Genomic DNA, 24980 nt, shown 5'->3' on the forward strand with positions numbered 1-24980 from the left:
AGGGCGCGCGTCGGTGCGCGTGCTTGGTGGCTCCTTCCTTCCTCACTCGCTGGTACGAGCCGCCTCGACGGGCGGCACATTACTCCCACAGTCTGTCCAACTCTTCGTTTGACACGCCACTATTCGGGTGGCGCGCGTACTGGACCTCGCAGGGCAGATCCTCAAGCGTGGCAATGATGCCTACGACCAGGGCTGCGACCTCGCCAAAGGCGATCACCTTTCGGTACCTGCGAGAGCACATCGCATCTCGCAACCATCCTGAGCAGGCGCGCACCGCAGCGGGGACTGGGGCCAAGTCCCGTGGGGCCTTCTCTCGGGGGTCCTCCTTTCCAGGGAAGCACTGAACAGCATTCGTGATGTTGAAGGACTTGCGCTCCTTATTCGTCCGTTCCCACGACTGCGCGATACGGCTTCCCGCAGTTCCGCCTTGTTTGACGGTGGGCTGCAGCGGCTTCCCAATTTCCCATTCCGCTTCTCCTGGAGCCTGAGCAACCAGGAGGATGTCACTCTCATTGTCCTCGACATCGAGGGGGACAGTCTCCCGGGCTTGGCACCACTCTGGCGGCAGATGCACTTGGTCAAGATAGGGGCACTTGAGGCAGTGCCTCGATTCGAAGCTGGGCATGACTCATTCTCCTCCTGACCCGGATACTACGGCTCCCCGTCGTTCAAGTGGGATTAACATCCGACGTTGCTTAGAGGAGGCGCCATCGAGTAGCGATGCCGCAAGAGGTACGCACCTGCCAGCTGGCGGCATTCATCCATCGCAACTTCGTGATTCGTACTGGGCCGCTCTGGGTGCGCCAGTACGTGGACGGGCACCAGCCCCTCGGTCCACGCTCACGCGGCCAAGCCGCCAGACTCTTGCAGTTGGGCTGGGGGTGCCGCCATTTCGGCGTCGGTCAGCATCCGCTCCCGGAGGAGGTTTAGCAGTGCCCATCGGAAGTCATCGGCCTCGAACGCCCTGCCAGTCAGCTCGCTTTGGACCCTCTTGGGCATTGGGCCTTCCCTGCGCGGCATGGAAGAGCTGCCGCTCATCGTGGGCAAAGTAGCGAACCCTCCATGGGGCATCGAGGAGCTACCGGTCGCCCGGATCTCACCCCTGGGTGGTATGGACCAAGAGGGTGGGCTCTGACTTCGAGCGCGCCGCGCCGGAAGGCGTGGACAAGCGGCTGCTGGAGAGTCCCTGTCTGCGGGCGGCGACAGAGACGTGCAGGCACGGAGCGATTCTCCGAGGCAGTCTTCTGCGCCCAGAGAGAGACTCACCAAGAGCCGGAGTGCCCGCTTGACGAGGGGAGTAGGGAAGGCGTCATCATCCCGGCATGAGTCAGGCATCTCCTTCTCAACCGCCTCCGTTTCCGACAACAGTTCCAATCCCCCAGGTGCCAGCGACCCTGCCTGGACTGGCTGCGGATGTCGTAGCGTCGGGTCTGCCGGTTCACCCCGAGGACCGGATTAAGCTATTTAGCGCGGAGCAATGGGAGCGCTTCGTCCAAGAGTGGGTCGACTCGCTTCGTGACATGTACGAACTTGTCGAACGATGCGGCGGCTCAGGGGACATGGGGCGCGACGTCATTGCGACGATGAAAGGGGGCAGTGGCGCGTGGGTCAACTACCAGTGCAAGCACTACAAGGCTGCGTTGGCGCCCACCGACATTTGGACCGAATTGGGGAAGCTCGCGTACTACACGAAGCGCGGTGATTACTCGTACCCGCACCGCTACTACTTCATCGCGCCTAGAGGCGCAGGCACAAAGCTATCGAACCTCCTGAAGAAGCCGGAGGAACTGCGGAGCGAGCTGTTTAAGCAGTGGAACGACTACTGTCGTGAGGGAATCACGAAGACAGAGTTGGTGGAGTGCGATGCTGCCATGAAGGCGCACATCGAGAGCCTCGACTTCTCCATTTTTGAGGCCACGCCAGTTCTGCGGATCATCGAAGCCCATGCAAAGACGCGTTGGTACGTAGCGCAGTTCGGAGGTGGGCTGCCCCTTCGCCCCGAGCCGCTTACGCCCCCGGCCGCGCCGGTGGGCAACGAGACGGTCTTCGTCGGTGAGCTACGTCGCGCGTACGCCGATCACATGAAGAAGGACGTGAACGACATTGAGAAAGACCTCGTGGGACGCGATGACCTTCGGGATCACTTCGCCGACGCTCGCATCGAATTCTACAGTGCTGAGGGCTTGCGAACGTTCTCGCGCGACACGCTGCCACCAGGTGAGTTCGAGAAGCTCCAAGACGAAGTCCACTCGGGAATCAAGGACGACCTGCGGGGCGATCACGCGGATGGCTACCGGCGCGCCGTGGCCGTAGTGAAGACCGCACGCACCCTGCAGCTCACCAGCCACCCGCTGATCAGCCGCATCCACAATCGAGATCGTGGGGGGATTTGCCATCAGCTTGCTAACAACGGGAAGGTTCGGTGGGTCAAATGACAGGAGAGATCCCGAGCCATTTCTTCACGCCGTTCAATGGGCCGGTGGAGATTGGTCTTCGCGCGCTTTGCGTTCTTACGGCGGCGTACCCGACTTCGTACGCACTTCAGCGGCTCGTGGTTTTCGACTACCTGCTGGTCCACTCCGATGACGTGCCTGGTGGTCCCGCCGGCCTACATCCGCGGACGCCTCATCGCGGAGGCGAGATCCTTGTGCGTCGCGGCGTGCTGCAGGATGGGCTCTCGCTCTACGAGAGTCGGGGGCTCATCCTTCGCGCCTACCAGGAGGGCGGAATCTTCTTCTCGGCAACCGATAGGTCTGGAGGCTTCCTCGATACGCTCAGCAGCGAGTATCTCAAGGGGCTTCGTTCGCGAGCTGACTGGGTTGTTGATAGCTTCGGGCTGCTGGATGGTACAGAGCTTGACGCGATGATTCGCGAGAGCATCGGCACATGGGGGGCGGAGTTTGCGATGGAGTCTGTCCTATGGGCAGAGGAGGCATCGTGAAGTTCGGCTTCGCGCTTCGTCGACTCTCATTGACCGGCCCCGGCAAACTGCCTGCCGAGGTGGTATTCACTCGCGGCCTGAACGTCATCGCTGGGCCCTCGGAAACTGGAAAAAGCTTCATCGCCCAGTGTGTCGATTACGCCCTCGGGGGTGGTGAGGAGCCGAAGGATATCCCAGAGGCAGAGGGCTATACGACTGTTCTCCTCGAGATCGAGTCGAACCCAGACCATCGGACCTACAAACTTGAGCGAAGTCTGCGCGGCGGCGAGGTGCGCTGCACAACGGAAGGCCAATCGGACCGCATCCTCGCGGCCAAGCACCGAGGAGGCAAAGAGGACACGGTCTCGCAATTCCTTCTCGACCTGTCAGGGTTGGGCAGCAAGAAGGTTCGCATCAACGAGGGCGGCAAGACCCGCCCGTTAAGCTTCCGCGACATCGCTCGGCTCGTTATCATCGACGAAGAGACGGTCATCAAGAAGACCTCTCCTGTCCTGAGCGGACAGTTCGCAGCCAAGACTGCCGAGAGTGGTATCTTCCGGCTCCTCCTGACGGGCACCGACGATTCAACGGTGATCGCGAATGAGGACCCGAAGGTTACAAAGGGGCGCCAAGCGGGGAAAGCCGAGCTCCTCGAGAGTCTGCTGATGAATGCTCGCGAGCGATTAGCTGACTTGGGCGACGTGGGAATCCTCACCGACGAACGCGACCGCCTCGCGCGCATCGAGGCTGCGCTGGAGACGGCGATCTCCGAACGAAATGCCGCACAGGTAAGCGTAGCACCGTTGGAGGCGAAGCGGCATGGAGCGTGGACTGCACTGCGCGTGGTCGACTCGAAGCTCGCAGTCATGGCCGAGTTGCAGACGCGGTTCGACCTCCTGCAGGAGCAGTACTCTTCCGACCTTCGAAGGTTGGAAGCGATTGCCGAGGCGGGAGTGCGCCTCGACCAGCTTAAGGAAGAGCGCTGCCCAATGTGCGGTGCTCTCGCGGAGCACCACGAGAACGGCCATAGAGAAGTGCGGCTCTCTCCTACAGACGTGTCCCAGGCGTGCAAGGCGGAGTCTTCCAAGACCTTCAAGCTCCTTCAGGACCTGCAGGCGACGCGCGCAGCGACCGCCGCCGAGACAGAGCAGCTCCGAAGTGTGCGTGCGGTACGGCAACAAGAGTTCGACGCGATTGCAGCGGAGTTGAAGGCTCTACTGGAGCGACACGTAGACGTCGCCACGAAGAAGGTCGATGAATTGCGAGCACATGAGAGCACCTCTCGCAAGGCACTCGAGCTGCTCGAGCGTGTCCTGGAGTTGGAAGCGCTCCTTGAGGAGGCGAGCACGCCGAAGAAGAAGGAACGAGCTGAGGGGCCGAGTTCGGCGGTAAGCACCGCGCAGGCCGACCCCTTCAGCCGAGAGGTCGAAGCACTCCTTCAGGCCTGGCACTTTCCGGCCGCTGAGCGGGTCTCCTTCAGCGAGAAAGCCCAAGACATCGTCATTTCAGGGCGCGCACGGAAGAGTCGCGGTAAGGGCGTTCGTGCAATCACCAGGGCTGCATTCAACCTCGCGCTCTTGCACCTCTGCGTGAAGGACGAGCGTCCGTTCCCCAACTTCGTCCTCATCGATTCGCCATTGATCGTCTATGAAGAGCCTGATGCAGACGAGGCCTCGTTCCCACAGGACGTCAAGAAGCACTTCTGGGAGAGCGTGAAGTCGTCCTTCGCTGAGGCCCAAGTCCTCATCATCGAGAACAGCAAGCAGCTTCCAAACGATGGCGCCATCGGCGACGCGAATGTCGTGCTGTTCACCGGGAACGATCAGGGACGCCGAGGTTTCATCCCGCAGGCGGGGGCCGCTAAATGAGTTCCGGCGTGACTTCGCGGGACGGCGCCCAGTGGCACGTTCGGACTGCGAGGCACCCAGCCGTCCGGTACGGCCCGTTCGCCACGCTGCGCACCAAACGTAGGCGTCTTTGCGGCTCCTTGTTGGCCTACCCCTGCCCGCCGGACTTCTGCGCGGGCGCTGGAGGGCCCAGGGGGGCGTACCCTCGACGCTGTTCCCTGCCCAGAAGGCCCGAGTGGGCAGGGGCAGTGAGGCGGAGCAGGGGGCTGTGGTGGCCGAGGATTCGGCCAAGAGAGTCTGAGAGCCGTCTCGGAGAGTCTGCGCCGCGCGACGAATTCGTGAGTACCCAGTAACTGCCAGCCGCATTTCGCTCTCTCGGTTAACAGGTGGCCTTTTTTGGCCTTCTGAAAGAGGGAAATGGCGCAACCCTGGAAGGTACGACATCGAAAGCCAGGGATTGTCAGAGTCGAGAGCCCGCGGTGGTTAACAAAACTGTTAACCACTCTCGGCCTCTCTCTCCCCAAAACGGGCGAAAGAGCGCTCCAGAGAGCCCAGTTGGCGGCGGAGAAGAGGGGGCATCTCGCTCTGCGGGGTAGAGAGCCGAGAGCGCCCTCTTCAGCACCGCGAGCCAAAATCCCTTGGGATTCAGCGGCTTAAGCACGAAGGCCCCGCGATGTCATCGCGAGGCCCTTGTTAAACAAAAAAGGCCCTACCAGTTGGTAGGGCCTTTCAAGTAGCTCCCCGACGTGGACTCGAACCACGGACATGGTGATTAACAGTCACCCGCTCTACCAGCTGAGCTATCGGGGAATATGTCCCGTCGCGGCGGTGCGTTGCCGTGACGGATGCGACTTCTAGAGAACCGAGCCTGCCCTGTCAACTGTCCTGTTCGATCCGATCTCCCGGCTTACTTCGCAGCCCTGGTCCGCGCTCCAGGGGCTGAGCGCCGTCGTGTCCGAGGCGCTTGCCCGCGTCCTCTCAGGCGACCCCGCCGAGCGCGTCCTTGACCGGACCCTGCGCTCCAACCGCGACCTGTCCCGCGAGGGACGCCAGGCGCTGAAGGAGGCTGTCTTCAACGTGGGGCTCTGGCGCCGCCGCCTGGCGTTCCTCCTCGACTCGCCGGACGCGCCTCCCTCTCATCTCCTGTTCGCGCTCCTGCATGGCCTCGTAGGCGTTCCCGCCTCGGATGCCGCGTCGTGGGCGGGGCTTGCGGCTCCGCTGCCTTTGCGGACCGGAACGCCTCCATCACTGGCGCTCCGCGCCTCGCTGCCGGACTGGCTCGCGGACCACTTCTCCCGGGAGCTGGGGGCGGAGGCGGAGGACTTCTGCGCCCACCTCAACGTCCCGGGCCCCATCACGCTCCGGGTGAATCCGGCCCGCATCTCCCGTGAGGCCCTGGCCGCGCGCCTGGCCTCCGAGGGCGTCTCGACCCGCCCCGGCTCCTGGAGCCCGCTGGCCCTCCATGTCGACGGTCCGCGTCCGAACCTCTACGCCCTGCCTTCCCTCCAGGAGGGCCTGTTCGAGGTCCAGGACGAGGGCAGCCAGCTCCTCGGGCTGCTCGTGGAGGCCCGGCCCGGAGAGACCGTGCTCGACCTCTGCGCCGGGGCAGGGGGCAAGACGCTCCAACTGGGCGCCGCCATGAAGGACTCCGGCCGGCTGCTCGCCTACGACCCGGACGCGGAGCGGTTGGACCGGCTCCAGCAACGCGCCTCCCGGGCCGGGCTCACCCGCGTCCAGGTGCTCCGGGCGCCTCCGTCACCGGGCCTCGACGCCGACCGCGTCCTCGCGGACGCTCCCTGTTCCGAACTGGGTTCGCTCCGCCGGGGGCCGGACCTCCGCTTCCGGCTCACCCCGGACTCGCTCTCCCGGTACACCGCCGTCCAGCGCGACATCCTGGCCCGGGCCGGGGACGTGGTGCGCCCCGGTGGCCGCGTCGTCTACGCGACCTGCACCGTCAACCGGGCGGAGAACCAGGACGTGGTCGCGGACTTCCTCCGCTCCCGCCCGGACTTCCGGGCCGTCACTCCGGGCGCTGGCTGGCTCCCGGACGCGTGCCTCCAGGACGGCTTCCTCCTCGTCACCCCCCACCGCCACGGCACGGACGGGTTCTTCGCGGCGGTGCTCGAACGTGGCACGGCGGGGGAGGGCGGCTCGGCTCCAAACCTGTCCGACAGTCGGACAGGTTTGCCATGACGGCCGGGCGGACGAGCGCTCCATGGGGCCTCGTTCCCCCGTCCTGCGGTACTCAACGCTTCGGGCCACGGCCTCCCTGAAACACCGTGTCGCCCTGGCACCGGGTGCTATGAAGCGCTGCGTGCGTTGGCTCAAGCCCCTTCCGCTCCGTCCCCGCGACACGGTGCAGGTCGTCGCCCCCGCGGGTCCCTTCGAACAGGCCCCCTTCGAGGCCGGCCTGCGCATCCTCTCCGAGCGCTACTCCCCGGTGGTCCGGCCCGACATCGGCGCGTCGCATCGCTACCTCGCCGGGGATGACGCCCGCCGCCAGGAGGAGCTGTCGCACGCGTTCCTCGACCGTGCCTCCCGCGCCATCTTCTGCGCCCGGGGCGGCTATGGCAGCTCGCGCCTGTTGCCGGAGCTGCCCATCGACAAGGCCGGCCCCGTCGCCTTCACCGGCTTCTCCGACCTGACGTCCATCCACTGCGCGCTCCAGGCCCTGCACCGCGTCTCCATCCACGCGCCCGTGCTCACGCAACTGGGCCGCCAGTCGACCCAGGTCCACGACTACCTCTTCCGCCTGCTCGAGTCCGCGGAGGCCCCGCCGCCCCTCAACGGCACCGCCACCTACGTCCCCGGCACCGCCGAGGGCGTCCTCGTGGGCGGCAACCTGTCCGTCTTCTCCCGGCTCCTGGGCACGCCGTACATGCCGCCGCTCGACGGAGCCGTGCTCCTCCTGGAGGACGTCACCGAGCGCCCCTACCGCATCGACCGCATGTGGACCCACCTGCGGCTCGCCGGGGTCTTCTCCCGCGTGCGCGGCATCGTCCTGGGCGACTTCACCGCCTGCGAGGAGAAGGACGCGAACTACTCCAGCGCGGACGTGCTCCGGGAGCTGGCGCGCGACGCGAAGGTGCCCTGCGCCGCGGGCTTCCCCATCGGCCATGGCGCCATCAACTACCCCGTGGCCCTGGGCACCCACGTGCGCCTGGACGCGGACGCCGCGCGCCTCACCTTCCTCGAAGGCGCGGTGAGCCCCGGATGAGCCAGCACCCCATCGCCAACCTCCAGGCCGTGCTCGATGACGGCGTGGAGCTGGGCATCTTCCCCGCCGCCCAGGCCGTGGTGCTCCACAAGGGCATGCAGGTCTTCGGCGGCGTCGCCGGCAACGTGACGGGCGACACGCGCTTCGACCTCGCGTCCCTCACCAAGGTCCTCTCCACCACCGCGCTCTTCCTGCGCCTGTGGACCGAGGGCAAGGTGGGCCCGGACACGCTCGTGTCCCGCTACTTCCCCGGCTCGCCCGCGGGCGACGCGGGCGTCACCGTCGCGGACCTGCTCTACCACCGCTCCGGCCTGCCGGCCTTCGTCCCGTTCTTCGCGGACGCGCTCAAGGCCCACCCGGAGCTGCTCGATGCCGGCTGCCCCGCGTCCGTCCGCGCGCGGGTCCACGCGGACGTCCTCCACGCCGCCGCCGCCACGCCGCTGGACTCGCCCGTGCGCACGAAGTCCGTGTACAGCGACGTGGGCTTCATCCTCCTGGGGGACATCCTCGCCCGCGCCGGTGGCGCCCCGCTGGACGTGCTCTTCCACCGCCACATCGCGGAGCCGCTGGACCTGAAGGCCCGCTTCCACCGCCTCACCGACTTCCCCACCGACGGCACCACCGCGCCCACCGGCGCCATGCGCCCGCGCGAGCCCGCTCCCGGCCAGGAGTCGCTGTGGAAGGACGTGCCGTCCCGGCCGTCCCGCCCCGCCGAGGTGGACGACGACAACGCCTGGGTGCTGGACGGCGTCGCGGGACACGCGGGCCTCTTCGGCACCGCCGTGGACGTGGCCCGCTTCGGCCAGGCCGTGCTGGAGGGCGCCGCGGGCACGCATGCCGCGATTGCGCCGGGGCCCCTGTGGCACCGCGCGCTCGCCACCGACCCGAAGGTGGAGGGCAGCACGCGCTCCATGGGCTTCGACTCGCCGTCGAAGGGCTACTCCAGCGCGGGCCGCTTCATCGGCGACACGCCTCCGGGCGCGGTGGGCCACCTGGGCTTCACCGGCACCAGCCTCTGGGTGGACCTGAGGCGGTCGCTCGTCGTCGCGCTCATCACCAACCGCGTGGCCCAGGGCCGTCAGGACCTGCGCATCCGCGACTTCCGCCCCGCCTTCCACGAGCTCGTCGTGGAGGCGCTCGACCTCCACGTCCTCCCCTGAGGAAACCGCAGCATGGCTGACGACAACGGCAACGTCCTCGACTCACTCGACCCGAAGTCCGTGCGCCGCATCCACCTGGTGGGCGTGGCCGGCACCGGCATGGGCTCCTTCGCCGGCATGCTCAAGGCCGCCGGCTACGACGTCACCGGCAGCGACGAGAACGTCTACCCGCCCATGAGCGACATGCTCCGCACGTGGGGCATCCCCGTCAGCACGCCGTACGCGCCCGCCAACCTGGACGCGGCGAAGCCGGACCTGGTCATCATCGGCAACGTCATCCGCCGGGTGAACCCGGAGGCCACCGCCGTGCGCGAGCGGGGTCTCAAGCAGATGAGCTTCCCCGCCGCGCTGGGCACGCTCTTCCTGGACCGCTCGCACTCCGTCGTCGTCGCCGGCACGCACGGCAAGACGACGACGTCCTCGCTCATGGCCCACGTGCTGGTGGCCGCGGGCAAGGACCCATCCTTCCTCGTGGGCGGCGTCACCCAGAACTACGCGGGCAACTACCGCGTGGGGACGGGCCCGCACTTCGTCGTGGAGGGCGACGAGTACGACACCGCGTACTGGGACAAGGGCTCCAAGTTCCTCCACTACCGCCCGCGCACCGCCATCGTCACCAGCGTGGAGTTCGACCACGCGGACATCTTCCGCGACCTGCCCCACTACGAGGCCACCTTCGAGAAGTTCGTGCGCCTGGTGCCCAGGGAGGGCCAGTTGGTCGTCTGCGCCGCGTACCCCAACGCCGTGCGCATCGCGCGCGGGGGCACCGCGCCCGTCAGCACCTACGTGGCCAAGGAGGGCGCGGACGCGGACTACACGCCCGTGAACCTCTCCTTCGGTCCCGAGGGCGCCCGCTTCAACGTCGTGGAGAGGGGCCACGACCTGGGCACCGTGACGCTGCCCCTGTCCGGCGCGCACAACGTGGAGAACGCGCTCGCGGTCATCGCCGCCGCGCGCGGCCTGGGCCTCACCTTCGCTGAGATCCAGCAGGGCCTGTCCACCTTCCAGGGCGTGAAGCGCCGGCAGGAGGTGCGCGCGGAGATGGATGGCGTGCTCGTGGTGGATGACTTCGCGCACCACCCCACCGCCGTGCGGGAGACGATTGCCGCCATCCGCCACCGCTACCCGGACCGGCGCCTGTGGGCCATCTTCGAGCCGCGCTCCAACACCAGCCGCCGCAACATCCACCAGGAGGACTACGCGCACGCCTTCCCCGGCGCCGCGCGCGCCAGCCTCAAGGTGCCCGAGCGCCACGACAAGGTGCCCGAGGGCGAGGAGCTCAACGTCCCCAAGCTCATCGAAGCGCTGAAGGGCCAGGGCATCGCCGCGGACGGCGCCACGGACGTGCAGACGCTGGTGGACCGCGTCGCCTCCGAGGCGAAGTCCGGCGACGTGCTGCTCGTCATGAGCAACGGCGCCTTCGGGGGCTTCATCGAGAAGCTGCTCACCGCCCTGAAGGCCCGGGCGGGGAAGGGGGCCTGAAGCCATGCGCCGTCCGTTCCTCCTCTCGCTGGGAGCCCTGGCGTTCGCCATGGGCTGTGCCTCGTCGCCGGCTTCGTCCCTGCCGCCGCTCACGGACCGGACCGGTGACGGTCCGCGGAGCAGCAGCGCCGCCCTGGAGTCGTCGAACCGGGGCCCGGGCCAGCCGCTCGTCTTCCAGGTGAAGCGCTACCCGGACAACAGCCCGTACGACTTGAAGAGCGACCGCGGGCAGGTCGTCCTGCTGGACGTGTGGGCCACGTGGTGCGAGCCCTGCAAGGACGCGCTGCCCATGTACGCGCAGCTCCAGAAGGAGTACGGCGCGCGCGGCTTCAAGGCCTACGCCCTCAACGTGGACGAGGACGTGCGCGCCATCCCCGCCTTCCTGGAGGAGGCGAAGGTGGAGGTGCCCATCCTCCTGGACGCCAACGCGCTGGTGTCCGAGCGCCTGCTGAAGGTGCGGCTGATGCCCACCACCTTCCTCATTGACCGCAAGGGCGTCGTCCGGCACGTGCACGAGGGCTTCGCCGAGGAGTTCCTCCAGCAGTTCCAGACGGAAATCGAGCAACTGCTCGCCGAGCCCGCCTCCTAGCGCGCACCCCCGGGAAAACGCATCCATGGCCCACGAACCGGAAACGCCCGCCGCGCTGCGCCGCACCGCGGAGGAGGGAGCCCGCATGGCCGGCCACATCCTCCGCGAGCGCTTCCCCCAGCACCGCACCATCGAGTTCAAGGGCGGCATCGACCTGGTGACGGACGCGGACCGCGCCTCCGAGGACGCGCTCCTGGCCTTCCTGCGCCAGCGCCACCCGCACCACGCCATCCTCGCGGAGGAGAGCGGCGCCACGCAGGGCACGGACACGTTCCGGTGGATCGTGGATCCGCTGGACGGCACGACCAACTACTCGCACCAGGTGCCGCACTTCTGCGTCAGCGTGGCGGTGGAGGGGCCGGAGGGCACCGTGGCGGGCGCCGTCTACGACCCCATGCGCGACGAGCTCTTCTCCGCCGCGAAGGGGCAGGGCGCCACGCTCAACGGCGTGCCCCTGAAGGCCAGCCCCACGGCCACGCTGGAGCGGGCGCTCCTGTGCACGGGCTTCCCCTACGACGTGCGCGAGCGGCCGGACCTGCCCGTGGGCCTCTTCAGCCAGCTCATCCTCCTGGCGCAGGGCATGCGCCGCACCGGCAGCGCCGCGCTGGACCTGGCGTACGTCGCGGCCGGCCGCTTCGACGGCTACTTCGAGTTCGGCCTCAAGCCCTGGGACATCGCCGCGGGCGGCCTGCTGGTGGCGGAGGCCGGCGGCGTCATCGTGCACATCGACGGGCGGCCCTTCGACGTGCTCAAGGGCGACGTGCTGGCGAGCGGCGCGAACCTGGCGCCCCAGCTCATGGCCCAGGCGAAGCGCTTCCTGGATGAAATCGGCTGGGCGCCGCGCGACTAGAAGAAGCTCTCCGGCACGAAGACGATGTCGCCGGCCTGGAGCAGGAAGTTGCGCTCGCGCCCTACGCCGATGTCCTCCACGGGCACGCGAATCTTGCGCTCCTGCCCGTCCACCACGCGCGTGACGAGCGTGTTGTTCTTCGCCGCCAGCTTGGTGAAGCCACCGGCCAGGGTAATCGCCTGGATGATGGACACCTCGCCGGTGACGGGGAAGGTGCCGGGCTTCTGCACCTCTCCGAAGACGAAGATCTTCTGCGAGTTGTACTCCCGCACCAGCACGGACACCTGCGGGCGGCGCAGGTAGCGCGCCAGGCAGTCGCGCAGCGCGTCCGCCGCGGCGCTGGCGGTGAGGCCGGACAGCGACACCTTGCCGCACAGCGGATAGTCGATGGTGCCCTCCGGCGACACGCGCCAGGTGCCGGAGTGCTCGGGCTCCTGGAAGACGCGCACCTCCACCACGTCCCCGGGCCCCAGGTTGCCGCCGGACGTCGCCGCTGCCTCCGCGGACGCGGCGGGCGTGGGCGGAGGGGGCGGCGGGCGCGTGTCCGCGTGACACGCCGACAGCACCGCGAGCAGGACGGGCAGGACGAAGCGGAGCCGCGAGGGACGCATGGGCGCGGAGGGCCTCAGTAGGAGACGGACACCCGCGCGTAGCCTTCGTGGCGGGTGTAGTTGAGGCCGGCGGCGCCCAGCGACGAGGAGCGGGTGCCCAGCATGTAGCCCACCGCGCCCACCAGCCACGGGCGGATTTGATACTCGGGCCCCAGGTCCAGCGTCACCAGCGTGTCGCCGCGGCCGCCCGCGAAGGAGAGGAAGTCCAGCGCGCCCGTGGCGTGCAGCGCGAGCCGGCTGCCCATCACGGAGCGCCCCTCCGCGTAGACGCGGTCGTCGCGGAAGGTGCCGTAGGCGGCCACCGGCTGGAAGGCGCGCAGGTAGCCGCCCTTCACGGTGAGCGATGGGCCCAGCAGGTACGTGCCCTCCACCTGTCCCACCACGGTGCCGCCGCCGCTCGAGCCCAGGTTCTGGGCCCAGCCGGCCTTCGCCGTCAGGGTGATGCGCGGGGACACCAGGCCGGACACGCCCGCCATGGCGTGCAGGATGGCCGCGCTGGGCGTGGTGGTGTCGTTGAAGTAGCCCCGGTACTGCAGGCCCGTGTCCACCACCACCGCCGTCTTGGGCAGGAAGCGCCAGCGGCCCTCGGCGCCCAGCCGCAGGTTGCCGTAGTTGAACTGGCTGGCGGCGAGCGGATCACACGCGGCGTCCGTGCAGCCGATGGGCGTCATGCCGCCCAGGGGCTCGAAGAACTCCATCGCGTACGCCAGGCCCGGCGTCACCTCCAGCGCGCCGCCGCCCGGCTTCCACTGCGCCTTCACGCGCGCCTCGTTGAAGAGGCTGAGGATGCCCGCGCCCAGCGCCGCCGTGCGCGTGCGGTCCGAGCGCGTCAGCTCGTCGCCCACCTCCACGGACAGCGTGCTCTCCTGGTTGAAGCGCAGCGCCAGGTCCGCCGCGCCCTCCAGGTGGGACGCCGCGCCGGAGCCCGCCGTAATCAGGCCCGTGTAGGCCACGTAGTCCAGGTTGCCGCGCAGCGCGACGGCCAGCTTGGGGGACGGCACGTCCAGCATCAGCCCGGGGCGGATGTGCAGCGCCAGCTCTCCGGAGAGGTCCGGGGACAGGGGGCCGGTGCCTGCCTCGCGGAAGTAGCCCACGCCGCTGTCCAGCCGCGTCTCCAGGTCCAACGTCGGGTGCAGCCGCCCGTTGCCCACCTTCAGGCCGTTGCCCCCCGGGGGCCGTCCGCCCACGAACGCCTGTGCCGACGCCGTCAGCGGCAGCAGCGCCGCGAGCGCCAGGGCCCCGAGGGCCAGACGGAATGTCCCAGGCTGCTTCATGGTGTCAGACGCGCTCCACGCGGTGGGACGGCGGGCATAGCACGCGGGTTCCCGCGCCGGAACAAACGGTCCAGGGCCGGGACCGCGGGAGGTGGAAGGAGGCCAGCCACTCAGTCCACGGGGCTCGCGGGAGGAGGCCGGACAATCAGGTCCGACGGCGGCGGGGGGCGCGTGGGATCACCCCCGGGCAGGTTGTCGGGCTCCTCCACCTCCACGAAGAGGTTCTCGTCCGTGCGGAAGGCGAGCTGGCCGATGCACTCCTCGGCCTCCGAGCGCAGTTGGCCCACCTTCTGCTGGGCGATCATCACCTTGGTGAACTCGTGCTCGCCGGGCGCCGCCTCGCTCTTGCTGACGGCCTCCTGGAGGGCCACGTCGGCCTGCTCGGAGATGCGCAGCAGGCCTTTTATCTGCGTCAGCTTCTCGTTGGCGCAGTTGAGCTTCACCACGTCCTTGGTGCGCCGCGCCTCCTCGACCTTCTCGAAGACCTGGCGGAGCGACTCGCGCATGCCGCCCAGGGCCTGCGTGCTGCGCTCCAGCTTCTGGCTGTCCGGCACGTCACCGGCCTTGTCCAGCGCGGGCGGAGCGGGGCGCTGCGGCGCCGCGGGCGACTGCGCGAGCGCCATCCCGGAGGTGACGAGTCCTCCCACGACGGCGAGCATTCCCAGGGTGCGCATTCGCCTCACGAGTCCTTCCGGCCCTTCCCAAGCTTCGAGAGTCGAGCCTAGGAGTGAGGGGGAGGGGTGTCAACGCAATGCCCCATCGCCCCGGAGTCCGGTTTTCAGAGGATGGAGTCAGTCCTGGGGGGCCAGGCGGGCGTTGGCCTCGCGCAGGCGGGCGGACAGGCTGCGCGCGATGTTCACCACGATGAAGGTGAAGCCGTCCGCGTGCGCCAGCCGGAAGGTCCGCAAGTCCTGCGCGGTGAGCTGGAGCAGCTCCACCTCGCCCAGGGCGCGCACGGTGGCGGAGCGGTGGTCCTTGTCGATGAGGCCCATCTCCCCGAAGAACTCCGGCGGGCCCAGGACGGTGAGGGGCTTCACCCCGTTGCCCGCGCTCCGGCGCACCACCTCCACCTGGCCGCGCACGATGACGAAGAGGCTGTCACCCAGGTCGCCCTCCTCGAACACCACCTCACCGTGCGCGTAGCGGTACAGCCGTGCCAGCTCCGCCAGCCGCGCGAGCTCGGCCGGGGCCAGCATCTCGAAGAGTGGGGATGTGGCGATGACTGCCAGCTTCTCCATGTGCTCCCCGCGGTTCCGGTGCCTCCGGAAGGTCCGGGAGGTCCAGCCTATTCCCCTGGCGAGAAGATGAACGGGTAGCTGACGGGGACGTCATCACTCGGTTGGAAAGGGAACTTCCAGGCGCGGATGGTGGTGATGATGCAACTGCTGACGCCCTCGGAGCGCAGGGTGGATTCCTCCACCTCCACGTTGCCGGCGCGACCGTCCGGCTTGAGGTTGAAGCGGACCATCACCCTGCCCTTGAGGGTGGGGTCGCGCTTGAGCTCCTTCTCATAGCAGCGCTGGATGGACGCCTTCATGCGCTGGATGAAGCGGGCCAGCTCCTTGGGGCTGACCTCCGAGCTGTCCACTTCCGGCACCGAGTCCGCGACCTGGGGCACCTTGACGGCCTGCTTCTGGCCGGTGTTCACGGCGCCCGCGCCGGAGGTCTGCGTGGCGCCGATGCCCGCCACCTTGCCGCCGGTGTCCCCCTGCGGGTTGGCGATGCCGTTGCCGCCACCGGAGCCCACCGCGAGCGCGCCGCCCGCCGTCGCGCCCTTGAGCGCCTCCTCCACGCTGCCCGCGCTGCTGCTGTCACCAATCAGCTTCGCGATGGCGTCCCCGCCGCCGGCGCCGGTGCCGCCCAGCAGCTTGAGGATGCCGGCGTTGCCCACCTTCTCCGCGATCTGCTGCCGGCGCTCCGCGCTGTTGGCGGGCGCGGCCGGCGAATCCGGGGAGGCGGCCTTCTTCGCGGGGGCCTTCTGCTCGTCCGGCTTCTTCTCCTCCGTGGCGGGGCCCGTGTCCTTGGGCTCCTCCTTCTTCGCGGGCTGGGGCGGGATGATGGCGCGCACGAAGCGGTCTTCCAACTGGTCCAGCTCCACCTCCGCCTCCACCGGCGCGGGCTGGGCGACGATGAGCGCCACGCTCAGCACGTAGAGCACCAGCATCGTCGCCAGGATGCCGAAGAAGACGCGGTCCACCGTGCGCCACGGGCTGGCCTTCAGCTCCGGGGGGAGGGCGGGCTTGGAGCCCTCCGCGGGCGCGGGGATGAAGTGGAAGAAGAGCGTGGCGTCCGGCAGGTCCACCTTGCCGCGGGCGCTCTCCTGCAGGGGCAAATCGAAGGTGTCGTCCGCGCGGCGGGTGGCCAGGCCCTGGGCCCGGAGCGCGTCGAAGTCCACGTCCGACGAGCCCAGGTTGACGCGGCCCTGCATGTGCTCGTCGATGATGAGGTGGAACTGCTGGCCGCGGTTCTCCAGGACCTTGAAGCGCGGCGGGCGCTCCTGGGTGGGGGGCAGGACGATGGTGTTGCGGGCGTCCTCGCCAATGGTGACGGAGTCGTGGAGCAGGTGGTGCTCTTCGACGATGCGCCCGTCCTGGATGACGCCGACGCGCAGCAGCTTGGGGCGGGTTTGAAGGGCCATGGAACTAGAACGGGTCCTGCTGCACGCTCTGGACCACCTTGGGCACGAAGCTCTCCGTGCGGTTCAGGTCGTCGAAGCTCGGCTTGGAGCGGTCGAGGAAATAGAAGGCTTCCGGCTTCTGGATGCGCCCCTCGACCTTGATGGCCTCCAGGCGGATGGCCTTGGCTGGCTTCTTCGTCGCCGGAGCCTGGGGCGCTGGCGTCGCGCCGTCCGCCGCCTTCTTCGTGGACGCGGGGTCCTCCGCCCAGGACGGGCGGGCGATGGCGACGAGCAGCAGGAGGAGGGCGGGGCGCATGGCTTCAGGTCGTGGCTACCGGACGTCTTGGGACACCTTACCCGAGGCGCCCGGCCGCGTGGCAGGGGGCCCGGGGGGCGAAGCAGGGGTCGGGTTTGCCTCGGGAGTCTTCGCGGGGGCGGCGGCTCCGGCGGCCTTCTTCAGGCCCTCCTTGCGCTCGCGCTCGCGGCGGCGGGTCTCCCGGTCGATGCCCTTCTGCGCGTCCTTGAGGTACTGCGCGGTGCGCTCGTCGGTGCCGCCCCTGGACTTGTACTGCTCCAGGAAGGCCGCGGCCTTCTGGAGGCGCTCCAGGGCGTCCATGCCGGCGGGCTCCAGGTCCAGGTGGAGCAGGCCCAGGTTGAAGTACACGTCCTTCGCGTCGGGCTGGAGCTGGAGCACGCGCTCGTACTCGGCCAGGGCGCGGGGGAAGTCGCCTTCGCCGCGGTACGCGTTGCCCAGGTTGAGGTGGGCGGCGGCGAAGTCCGGCGCGGCCTTCACGGCGGCCTCCAGCTCCCCGCGGGCGCCGGCGTAGTCCTCGCCCTCGTTGAGCAGGGTGCCCAGGTTGTTGCGCGCCTCGGCGAAGTCCGGCCGCAGCGCGATGGCCTGGCGGAAGCGCTCCAGCGCCAGGGGCCGCTCCTTGAGGCCCAGGTGCACCAGGCCCAGGGCGTTGAGGGTGGCCGCGTCCTGCGCGTCGATGGCGAGCGCGTTGCCCAGCACCATGGCGGCCAGCTCGTACTTGCCCTCGCGCGCGTACACCTGTGCGAGCACCTGCATGGCGGGCACGTGCTGCTCGCTGACCTGGAGCGCGCGGCGGGCCTCCGAGACGGCGGCGGGGTGCTTCTTCTGGAGCAGCAGGTTCAACGCCAGCGCCGTGCGGCGGGCCACCGAGTCCTGCTTCGTCAGCGCCTCGCGCAGCTCCGCCTCCAGCGACGCCGCGCGGCCGGTGCGCGCCGCCAGCCGCACCAGGCAGTCCCACGCGGCCTCCTGGTCCGGGTCCAGCGCCAGCGCCTGGCGGTAGGAGCGCTCCGCGTCCGGGAAGCGGCCCTGGCGCTCCTGCACGATGCCCAGGTTCGTCCACGCGGGGCCCAGCTTCGGGGACTTCTCCAGCAGGGCCTTGAGCGCGGTCTCCGCGATGGTCAGCTCGCCGCGCCGGGCGACCTCCACCGCGCGGGTGAAGTCCCGCTCCGGTCCCGCGAGCGACTTCGCCGCCGGCGCCAGCTCCTTCGCCTGGGGACCCGTGTCGCCAGCCTTCGCGTCGCCAGATTTCGCTGCGCCAGCCTTCGCTTCGCCAGCCTTCGGAGACGTGCTGACGGCGGTGGCGGGCCCGGCTTCCGGCCCGGTGAGCTTCGAGTCCTTGCGCGTCTGCGGACCGGAGGCGCAGGCGGACAGCCAGAGCATCAGCCCGGTGAGCGCGAACTTGCGGCCCGCGTTCATGGCGTGCCCCCTTCCGTGAGCCGGGGCGCCTTGTCCGGATCGACGCGCGCGGGCGCGGCGGGCGCGGCGAGGCTGCCCAGCAGGCCGTCCGGATACACGGCCTCCAGCGCGAGCGCGCCCCGGGCCTCCTTGAGGACCGGGTACTCCTTGGGGCGGAAGCGGTTGAGCGCCTCCAGCGTGCGGCGCGTCCACTCGTTGGAGACGCGGTTGTTGCGCGCCTCCTTGAGCGTGGCGGCGTAGCTCTCCACCGCGCGGTCCTCCAGGGCCACGGTGCGCTGCGTGAGCATGTCCTGGTACGTCAGCACCGCGTCGTCCCCCAGGCGCTTCACCTCCGGAGGCACCGGCGCGTCCAGCAGCGTGGCCGCGAAGCGCTCCAGGGCGTAGCCGCGCCGGTAGAACGACGCCAGCGACCACTCCAGTTGCTTGTACGGCAGGACCTTCGCGTACGCGGCATCCACCGCCTTCACGGCCTCGGTCTTCTTGTTGAAGCTCTTCTCCAGCGCCTTGCCGGCGCCGCTGAGCTTCAGCGCGTCGAAGCGCTGGAACTCCAGCTCGGCCAACTGGAAGCGGCTGTAGGCGGCGGCCTCCGCGGCGCGCGGCTGCGTGTCCGGCTTCAGCTTGCGGCGGTCGAAGTCATCCGCCGCGGCGGAGTACGCGCGCTGGGCCTCCTTCGCGTTGCCGCGCTTCTTCCACGCGTCGCCCAGGCGGCGCTTCGCGTCCACCACCAGCTCCACCTGGTCCGCCTTGCTGGCGAACTTGCGGACGAAGGCCTCCAGCGCCTGGATTTCGCCCCGGGTGTCGCCCTGCTTCTCCAGGATGCGGGCCGCGCGGTACTGGTTCTCCGGCGCGTTCTTCCCGTGGGGATACAGCTCCACGCAGCGCTGGAAGGCGGCGGCGGCCTCCGCGTAGCGCTGCTGTCCTTCGAGCAGCGACGCCGCGTTGTAGAGGGCGGCCTCGCGCTCCTCGGCCTTCGGGTAGTCCTTCACCAGCTTCTGGTAGCTGGTGACGGCCTTGTCGAAGTCGTAGGACTTCTGCGCGTTCAGGGCCACGCGGAACAGCGCGGTGTGCGCCCACGGCGACTTCGGATAGTCGCGGTAGATGCGCTCGTAGAGCTTCATCGCGGAGTCGAAGCGGCGCAGCTCCTCGTACGCCACCGCCGCGTTGTTGAGCGCCTTGTCCGCGAACTCGTGGCGGGGGGCCTCCTCCACCAACTGGAGGTACTTCCTGGCCGCCTCGTCGTAGCGCTTCTGCGTGGCGAGCTGGTCCGCCAGGTTGAAACGGCCGGCGAGCTTGAACTTCATCAGCTCGCGGTACTGCTCGCTGGACGGGTCCACCACCTGCGCGTTGCTGGCGAGCCGCGCGCTGACCTCCTCCACGCTCTTCCAGTCCTGGTCGATGAGGAAGGACTCGATGATGAGGTTGGTGGCGTAGCCGGCCACGGGATTGCGCGGGTACGCCTGCACCACGCGCTCGAAGCGGGGGCGGGCCTGGGCGAAGTCGTCGTGGGTGTAGAACAGCTCCGCGGCCTGGTACGCGATGCCCGGCGCGGCCTCTTCCTTCGGCAGCAGCGCCACGTACGCGTCGGACGCCTTCACGAGCGCGGCCTCCGTGGGGGCCAGGGCCACGGGCGCGTGCGCGCTGTCCTGGGGGCGCTCGCTGGCGCGCAGCGGCTTGCGCTCCGGCAGCCGGCCCGCCCTCACGTCGTCGTCCAGTTGCGCCTTCCAGGCGAGCACCGCGTTGTGCGCGGACACGTCGCGGTAGGTGTTGTCCTGGTTGGAGTCGCGCACGGCCTCGTACTCCTTCGCCGCCGCGCCGTACGCGTCCGAGTTGAAGAGGGACTCGGCGTGGAAGAAGCGCATCGCGTATGCGGTCTTGCTGCGCGGGAAGCGCTCCAGGTACGTGCCGTACGCGCGGGCCGCGGCGGCGTAGGTGGCCTTCGCCTCCGCGGCCCTGCCCTCCTTCTGGAAGGTCTGCGCCTGCTGGTGCTGGTACGCGGCGGCGGAGTAGAGGCTCTGCTCGGCGAGCGTCTGCGCGTGCGACAGCGCGTTCGGGTCGTCCTTGTTCTTCTCGTACCAGGCGCCGCCGGGCAGGTAGCTGTTGGCCAGCTTCTCCGACTCCAGCGCGTACAGGTCCATGCGCCGCTCGCGCTCGTAGGCCTGGACGATGCGCTGCTGCAGGCGGGGCGCGTCCGCGGTGAGCGGGGCGGTGGCCAGCACCTGCTGGTACGCGGCGATGGCGTCCTCGTTGCGGAGCTGGTCGAAGTAGACGTTGCCCAGCCGGCGGTACACCTCCGCCTCGTAGGGCCGGCCGCCGCGCTTCGCGAAGAGCTCACGGGCCTTCGCGATGCCGCCCCAGCTCTCGTCCGCGAGCGACAGCGCGATGTACTGGAGCGCCTCCGAGCGCAGGTCGCCTTCGTCCGCCTTGCTGCCGGACTGCTGGTGGGACTGGTAGTGGTCCAGCAGCAGCAGGAAGCTGTCCACGGACTCCTCGAACCAGTCCATCCGGTAGTACGTCCAGGCCAGCTTGTAGCGGGCCTTGTCGTAGAACCGGTGCTCCGTGTCGCGCGTGGCGGCGGTGTACGCGTCCGCGGCCTTGCGCAGCGCCTCCGGGTCGGACTCGTCCTCGAACCAGTACTCGCCGATGCGCGTCCACGCGTCGGTGGCGAAGCGGCTCTTCGGGTAGCGCGTGGTGAGCTGCTGGTAGGTGGCGAGGCTCTCCTCGTCCTTGTGCTGCTCGTTGAGGCAGTACGCCAGCAGGTACAGCGAGCCGTCGTTGAGCCGGTAGTCCGGGAAGCGCGAGAGGAGCGTGCGGTACACGCCGATGGACGGCGTGAAGTCCACCTCCGGCTCCGGAGGCAGGTCCGCGATGGCCTCGTCGGACATCGTGCGCACGCGCTCCGCGTAGTCCTTGCGCGCCAGTTGGTGCTCGTCCGCGGAGCGCTCGTAGTACAGCTCCGCCAGCCGGAACATCACGTCCGGCGTGGCGCGAGGCTCGGCCGGGTAGCGGCGCAGGAAGTCCTCCGCCCGGGCGATGGCGTCCAGCCGCTGCGTGCGCTCCTGCGACTCCAGCGCGGTGAGCGTCTTCTCGTAGGCGTTGTCGAGCGCCGAGCGCTTCTGCTGGTAGCGCCGCTCGATGAGCTGCTTCACCTCGCGGTGGAAGTCGCGCGACTCCGCCTCGTACGCCTCCAGCGCGCGGCTCACGTCGCGCAGCAGCTTCTCCTGTTCGGGCGTGTGGCCCAGGCCGTCCAGGTAGCGCGAGGCGTTGGGCGCGGGCGGTGCCGGGGTCGCGGGCAGGGCCTTCGCGGGGGGCGCGGGCGCGGAAGGGGTGGAGGACTTCTTCGCGGCCTGACTGGAGGCCTTCGGCTTCGCGGCGTGAGCGGCCAGCGGCGCCAGGGCGAGGAGGAGGGCGAGGGCAGGGCGGCGCATGGCGTCTCAGTCCCCCCCTTCCGACGTCAGGACGTCCTTGAACTCCAGCTCGAGCGCGCGCAGCGCGTCCGCCTTCTCCTTGGCGACCTTCTGGATGTTCGCGGCGTTGTCCTGCGTGCGGCTGAAGGCCACGTCCACCGTGCCGGTGTCGGCCTTGAGCACCAGGTCGTAGAACTGCTGCCGCACGCGGCGGAAGCTGTCGTAGGCGATGCGGCCCACCAGGTTGCGCGCGTCACCGGACGCGGCGGCCACCTCCTGCTCGTAGCCCTGGAGCAGCGCCTGCTCCACGCGCACCTTGTCCCGGATGGACTTCACGCGGTGCTCCAGCCGCGAGCGCAGCGCCACCCGGGCCACCGCCACCCGTCCGCGCAGCGAGTCGATGCGCGAGCGCACCGCGTGCATGCGCAACAGCACGCGGGTGTCCTCGCCGGACAGCCGGCCTTCACCGGCGCGCAGGACGCCGTGCTCCTGCTGGAGCGCGGCGGAGTAGCGGGCGCGGATGGCGGCCTCGCCCTCCAGCGACGTGTCCGTGGACTGGCGCTCGCTGGCGAGCCGGGCGCGGGTGCGGTCCAGCTCCGCCTGCAGGTCGCGCAGCGTGGCGATCTCCGCCTGGAGCTGCACCAGGAACTCGCGCTCCTCGGCGGGGTCCGCCTGCCGCTCGTCGCGCGTGTCCTCCACCCACTTGCGGATGGCGGCGGCGTTGGCGTGCAGGCTCTGCAGCTCGTAGCCCACGCGGAAGGCCTCGCGGTCCACCGCGTCCACCTTCGCCTGCATGCGGTGCCGGCGCTCCTCCAGCTCCTTGTTGGTGGTGGGCAGCGCCGCGAAGCGCAGCCGCTGGGCCTCGCGCGCGCCCTGGGCGACGAGCAGCTTCTCGCGCTCGGCGGGCGTCAGCTTCTCCTCCACCAGCGCGGCCTCCGCCTGCACCAGGGACTGCTCCACGGCGGTGAGCGCGGTGTCCACGGCCTCCGTGCGGACGTAGCCCTCCTGCAGCTCCGGGAAGGCCTCCAGCCCGCGCGCGTCCAGCGCCTCCAGGATGCGCTCCGCGATGGCCTTCGCCTCGCCCGCGCCCTGACGGCCGCTGTCCAGGTCGCCCACCATCCGCACCGCGTCCGCGACCTCCTTCTGCGTGGACGCGTACTTCAGCGCCAGCGGGGGCAGCAGCGTGCTCACGTCCAGCGAGCGCTCGTTGCGCGCGAGCAGGTTGTCGAAGTACGCGACCGGGTCCTGGTTCACGCGCAGGAGCGCGTCCACCTTGTCGCGCGCGGGCGTGAACATGCGCGCCACGCCGTCATACGTCTCCAGCGCCTCGTCGTACTGGCGCAGCTTCTGGAGCAGGTGCCCCTGGAGGATGCGCGCCTCGGGGGCGAGCTGCGAGTCCGGCGCGACGAGCAGCAGGATGTCCGTGGCGTTCTTCGCCTGCGTGAAGTCCTGCTTGCGCACGTACGTCCACGCGACCTCCAGCAGCGACTCCGGGAAGCGCTCGCTCTCGCGGGGAATCTGGCCGTAGTGGTCCAGCGCCTCGTCGTAGCGGCCCGTCTCGTACATCAGCCGGCCCAGGGACAGGAACGCGAGCTCGCGGAAGCGCTGGGCCTCCGCGTCGTCCAGGCCCGTGGACACCACGGCCTCCGGCCCGGTGCCCACGATGCGCTGGAACTCGGCGATGGCGGCCGGGTAGTCCCCGCTCTGCACGCTCAGCACGCCCAGGTGGTAGACGGCCTGCACGCGGAAGGCGCCGGGCGCCTGCGCCAGCGGGGCGAACAGCGCGCGCGAGCGCTGCTGGTGCTCCTCCGGCGTCAAGTCCTGGCGCTTGAAGGTGCCGCGCGCGTGCACGTAGGCGATGTCCGGCGACAGCACGCCGCCCGACAACTGCCGCGCCTTCTCCACGTACGCGTCGATGCCGTCGAACTGCTGGAGCCTGCCCGCCACCGCGAGGTAGCGGCTCACGGCCTCCTTGTAGCGCTGGGGCGTCAGGGGCAGGGCCAGCACGTCGCGCAGGTACACCCTCGCGCCAATGTCGTTCTTCTGCTGGTAGAGCGCGTCCGCCAGGTAGAAGACCGCCTCCGGGTAGCGCGGGTTCGCCTTGAACTCCGGGTCGCTCACCAGGTCGTAGAAGAGGACGGACGCGGCGGCCCAGTCCCCCAGCAGCGAGTACACCTCGCCCTCGGAGAAGCGCTTGAGCTGCGAGTCGGTGCTGCTGGGCTCGGGGCGCTCCGTGAACTGCGTCTCCACGAAGCGCAGCGACTGCTCCGCGGTGCGAAGCTGCGCCTCCACCGCCTCCACCGAGGCCGCGCGCGTGCTCAACGAAGCGGGCATGGGCGGCAGCGCGGCCCCCGGCTTGGAGGCCTGGGGCGCCGGAGCGGGCGCGGCCCCGAGGGACAGCGCGAGGGCCAGGGCGTGCAGCGTCGCGGTCACGGCCGTCCGCTCCTACTTCGGCTCGCTGGAGGTGGTGGCCGGCGCGGGCGTCCCCGGAGCGCCTCCCGGCTCCGAGCCAGGACCGGCGGGCCGGTTCGCGCGCGTGTCCTTGGCCACTTCAATGTCGTAGCGCACCGCGGGCCGGTCCTTCAGGTCCGTGGTGAGGCCGCCCTTCTCCACGCCCACCACGTTCACCGTGGTGACCTTTCCGGACTCCGCGTTGAAGGTGTAACTGGATTGCACCTTGAACTTGTAGCCTTCCAGGTAGCTGAACACGCCGTAGCCGCTGCCCCGGTACACCAGACGCACCGCGAGCTGGTGCTGGCCCGGCACGATGCGGCCGTTGAAGACCTCCAGCGCCTGGTGCCGGTTCAGGTCTCCCTGCGTGTCCACCTGGGTGAAGATGGGCGCGCCGTCCAGCGCGTACACCACCGACTCCAACTGGAACGCGTTGCCCATCTCGTTCTTGTGCACCAGCACCGCGCGGGCGCCGGTGGACAGCTCGCCGCCCATCACCGACTCCTGGAGCAGCAGCAGGCGCGCCTTGGAGCGGTAGATCTTCTCCTTCAGGTCGACGACCTGCTCCTCCAGCGTCTTCACGCGCGTCGTGAAGGCCTCGTCCGCCGTCTGGTCGCCCGCGGGGGCCTGCGCGGCGGGGGCCTGCGGCGTGCCCGCGGCGGCGGGGGGAGGCGGGGAAGCAGGGGAGGGGGACGCACCTTGCGCGAGCACCGGCCCGGACAGGCCAGCGCTCAGGAGCGCGAGGAGACGGAGGGTGGCGGATGCGACGCGCACGGTACGACCTCGGAAGGCGGCTCTGCCCGACGGCACGAGGTCATACCATCCTTTG

At 69.5% G+C, this 24980-nt stretch carries 20 protein-coding genes and 1 tRNA gene; 9 read left to right on the top strand and 12 right to left on the bottom strand.

What is annotated here, in order from left to right; translation table 11 throughout:
• Positions 1-79: 79 nt before the first annotated feature.
• Complete coding sequence (locus K8556_RS39685) at positions 80-625, bottom strand: uracil-DNA glycosylase family protein (protein ID WP_370639880.1); 546 nt, start codon at positions 623-625, stop codon at positions 80-82.
• A gap of 895 nt (positions 626-1520) precedes the next feature.
• Between K8556_RS39685 and K8556_RS02740 the strand changes: the two genes are divergently transcribed.
• From K8556_RS02740 to K8556_RS02750, 3 genes are read left to right on the top strand one after another with little or no spacing between them, the layout of a single operon-like run.
• Positions 1521-2435, top strand: a complete 915-nt coding sequence (locus K8556_RS02740; protein ID WP_223738461.1) for an ABC-three component system protein — start codon at positions 1521-1523, stop codon at positions 2433-2435.
• Positions 2432-2941, top strand: coding sequence for an ABC-three component system middle component 2 (locus K8556_RS02745; RefSeq protein WP_223738462.1), 510 nt, complete (start codon positions 2432-2434; stop codon positions 2939-2941). Before K8556_RS02740 ends, K8556_RS02745 begins: the two co-directional genes overlap by 4 nt.
• Complete coding sequence (locus K8556_RS02750; RefSeq protein WP_223738463.1) at positions 2938-4788, top strand: AAA family ATPase; 1851 nt, start codon at positions 2938-2940, stop codon at positions 4786-4788. Before K8556_RS02745 ends, K8556_RS02750 begins: the two co-directional genes overlap by 4 nt.
• A 716-nt stretch (positions 4789-5504) precedes the next feature.
• On the opposite strand, the gene K8556_RS02755 is transcribed toward K8556_RS02750, so the two are convergent.
• A tRNA-Asn gene (locus K8556_RS02755) sits at positions 5505-5577 on the bottom strand.
• 141 nt (positions 5578-5718) lie between these two features.
• Between K8556_RS02755 and K8556_RS02760 the strand changes: the two genes are divergently transcribed.
• From K8556_RS02760 to K8556_RS02785, 6 genes are all read left to right on the top strand, one after another.
• Positions 5719-6960, top strand: coding sequence for an RsmB/NOP family class I SAM-dependent RNA methyltransferase (locus K8556_RS02760; protein WP_223738464.1), 1242 nt, complete (start codon positions 5719-5721; stop codon positions 6958-6960).
• A 109-nt stretch (positions 6961-7069) separates the two neighbouring features.
• Entirely contained in the window at positions 7070-7984 is a 915-nt protein-coding gene (locus tag K8556_RS02765) for an LD-carboxypeptidase (RefSeq protein WP_223738465.1), read from the top strand.
• Positions 7981-9144 carry a serine hydrolase gene (locus tag K8556_RS02770; RefSeq protein ID WP_223738466.1) on the top strand — a complete coding sequence of 388 codons (1164 nt, stop codon included), beginning with the start codon at positions 7981-7983 and terminating at the stop codon, positions 9142-9144. The genes K8556_RS02765 and K8556_RS02770 overlap by 4 nt, the downstream gene beginning before the upstream one ends.
• Before the next feature lie 12 nt (positions 9145-9156).
• The gene (gene mpl, locus K8556_RS02775) at positions 9157-10626 is read left to right on the top strand and encodes a UDP-N-acetylmuramate:L-alanyl-gamma-D-glutamyl-meso-diaminopimelate ligase (RefSeq protein ID WP_223738467.1); all 1470 of its coding nucleotides are present in this window, start codon (positions 9157-9159) and stop codon (positions 10624-10626) included.
• 4 nt (positions 10627-10630) lie between these two features.
• Complete coding sequence (locus tag K8556_RS02780) at positions 10631-11215, top strand: TlpA disulfide reductase family protein (protein ID WP_223738468.1); 585 nt, start codon at positions 10631-10633, stop codon at positions 11213-11215.
• A gap of 25 nt (positions 11216-11240) precedes the next feature.
• Positions 11241-12065, top strand: a complete 825-nt coding sequence (locus K8556_RS02785) for an inositol monophosphatase family protein (RefSeq protein ID WP_223738469.1) — start codon at positions 11241-11243, stop codon at positions 12063-12065.
• Here K8556_RS02785 and K8556_RS02790 read toward each other — a convergent pair.
• The 10 genes from K8556_RS02790 to K8556_RS02835 form a co-directional block, all read right to left on the bottom strand.
• Positions 12062-12676, bottom strand: a complete 615-nt coding sequence (locus K8556_RS02790) for a polysaccharide biosynthesis/export family protein (RefSeq protein WP_223738470.1) — start codon at positions 12674-12676, stop codon at positions 12062-12064. The genes K8556_RS02785 and K8556_RS02790 overlap by 4 nt on opposite strands.
• A gap of 14 nt (positions 12677-12690) precedes the next feature.
• Positions 12691-13950, bottom strand: a complete 1260-nt coding sequence (locus K8556_RS02795; RefSeq protein WP_223738471.1) for a hypothetical protein — start codon at positions 13948-13950, stop codon at positions 12691-12693.
• Positions 13951-14060: 110 nt separating this feature from the next.
• Positions 14061-14624 carry a hypothetical protein gene (locus K8556_RS02800; protein WP_223738472.1) on the bottom strand — a complete coding sequence of 188 codons (564 nt, stop codon included), beginning with the start codon at positions 14622-14624 and terminating at the stop codon, positions 14061-14063.
• 117 nt (positions 14625-14741) lie between these two features.
• Positions 14742-15188 (bottom strand): cyclic nucleotide-binding domain-containing protein, encoded by a 447-nt coding sequence (locus K8556_RS02805; RefSeq protein ID WP_223738473.1) that lies wholly within the window; start codon positions 15186-15188, stop codon positions 14742-14744.
• A 47-nt stretch (positions 15189-15235) separates the two neighbouring features.
• Positions 15236-16588: a TonB family protein gene (locus K8556_RS02810; protein WP_223738474.1), complete on the bottom strand. Its 1353-nt coding sequence runs from the start codon at positions 16586-16588 to the stop codon at positions 15236-15238.
• A 4-nt stretch (positions 16589-16592) separates the two neighbouring features.
• A complete protein-coding gene (locus K8556_RS02815) occupies positions 16593-16883 on the bottom strand; it encodes a hypothetical protein (RefSeq protein ID WP_223738475.1) in 291 nt (96 codons plus the stop codon).
• A gap of 15 nt (positions 16884-16898) precedes the next feature.
• Positions 16899-18296: a tetratricopeptide repeat protein gene (locus K8556_RS02820; RefSeq protein WP_223738476.1), complete on the bottom strand. Its 1398-nt coding sequence runs from the start codon at positions 18294-18296 to the stop codon at positions 16899-16901.
• Positions 18293-21721 (bottom strand): tetratricopeptide repeat protein, encoded by a 3429-nt coding sequence (locus K8556_RS02825; RefSeq protein WP_223738477.1) that lies wholly within the window; start codon positions 21719-21721, stop codon positions 18293-18295. The genes K8556_RS02820 and K8556_RS02825 overlap by 4 nt, the downstream gene beginning before the upstream one ends.
• Before the next feature lie 6 nt (positions 21722-21727).
• The gene (locus K8556_RS02830) at positions 21728-24133 is read right to left on the bottom strand and encodes a tetratricopeptide repeat protein (RefSeq protein WP_223738478.1); all 2406 of its coding nucleotides are present in this window, start codon (positions 24131-24133) and stop codon (positions 21728-21730) included.
• Between the two features lie 12 nt (positions 24134-24145).
• The gene (locus K8556_RS02835; RefSeq protein ID WP_223738479.1) at positions 24146-24925 is read right to left on the bottom strand and encodes a dihydrolipoamide acetyltransferase; all 780 of its coding nucleotides are present in this window, start codon (positions 24923-24925) and stop codon (positions 24146-24148) included.
• Between the last annotated feature and the right edge of the window lie 55 nt (positions 24926-24980).

It is taken from the genome of Corallococcus sp. AS-1-12 (assembly GCF_020036995.1).
Lineage (GTDB): Bacteria > Myxococcota > Myxococcia > Myxococcales > Myxococcaceae > Corallococcus.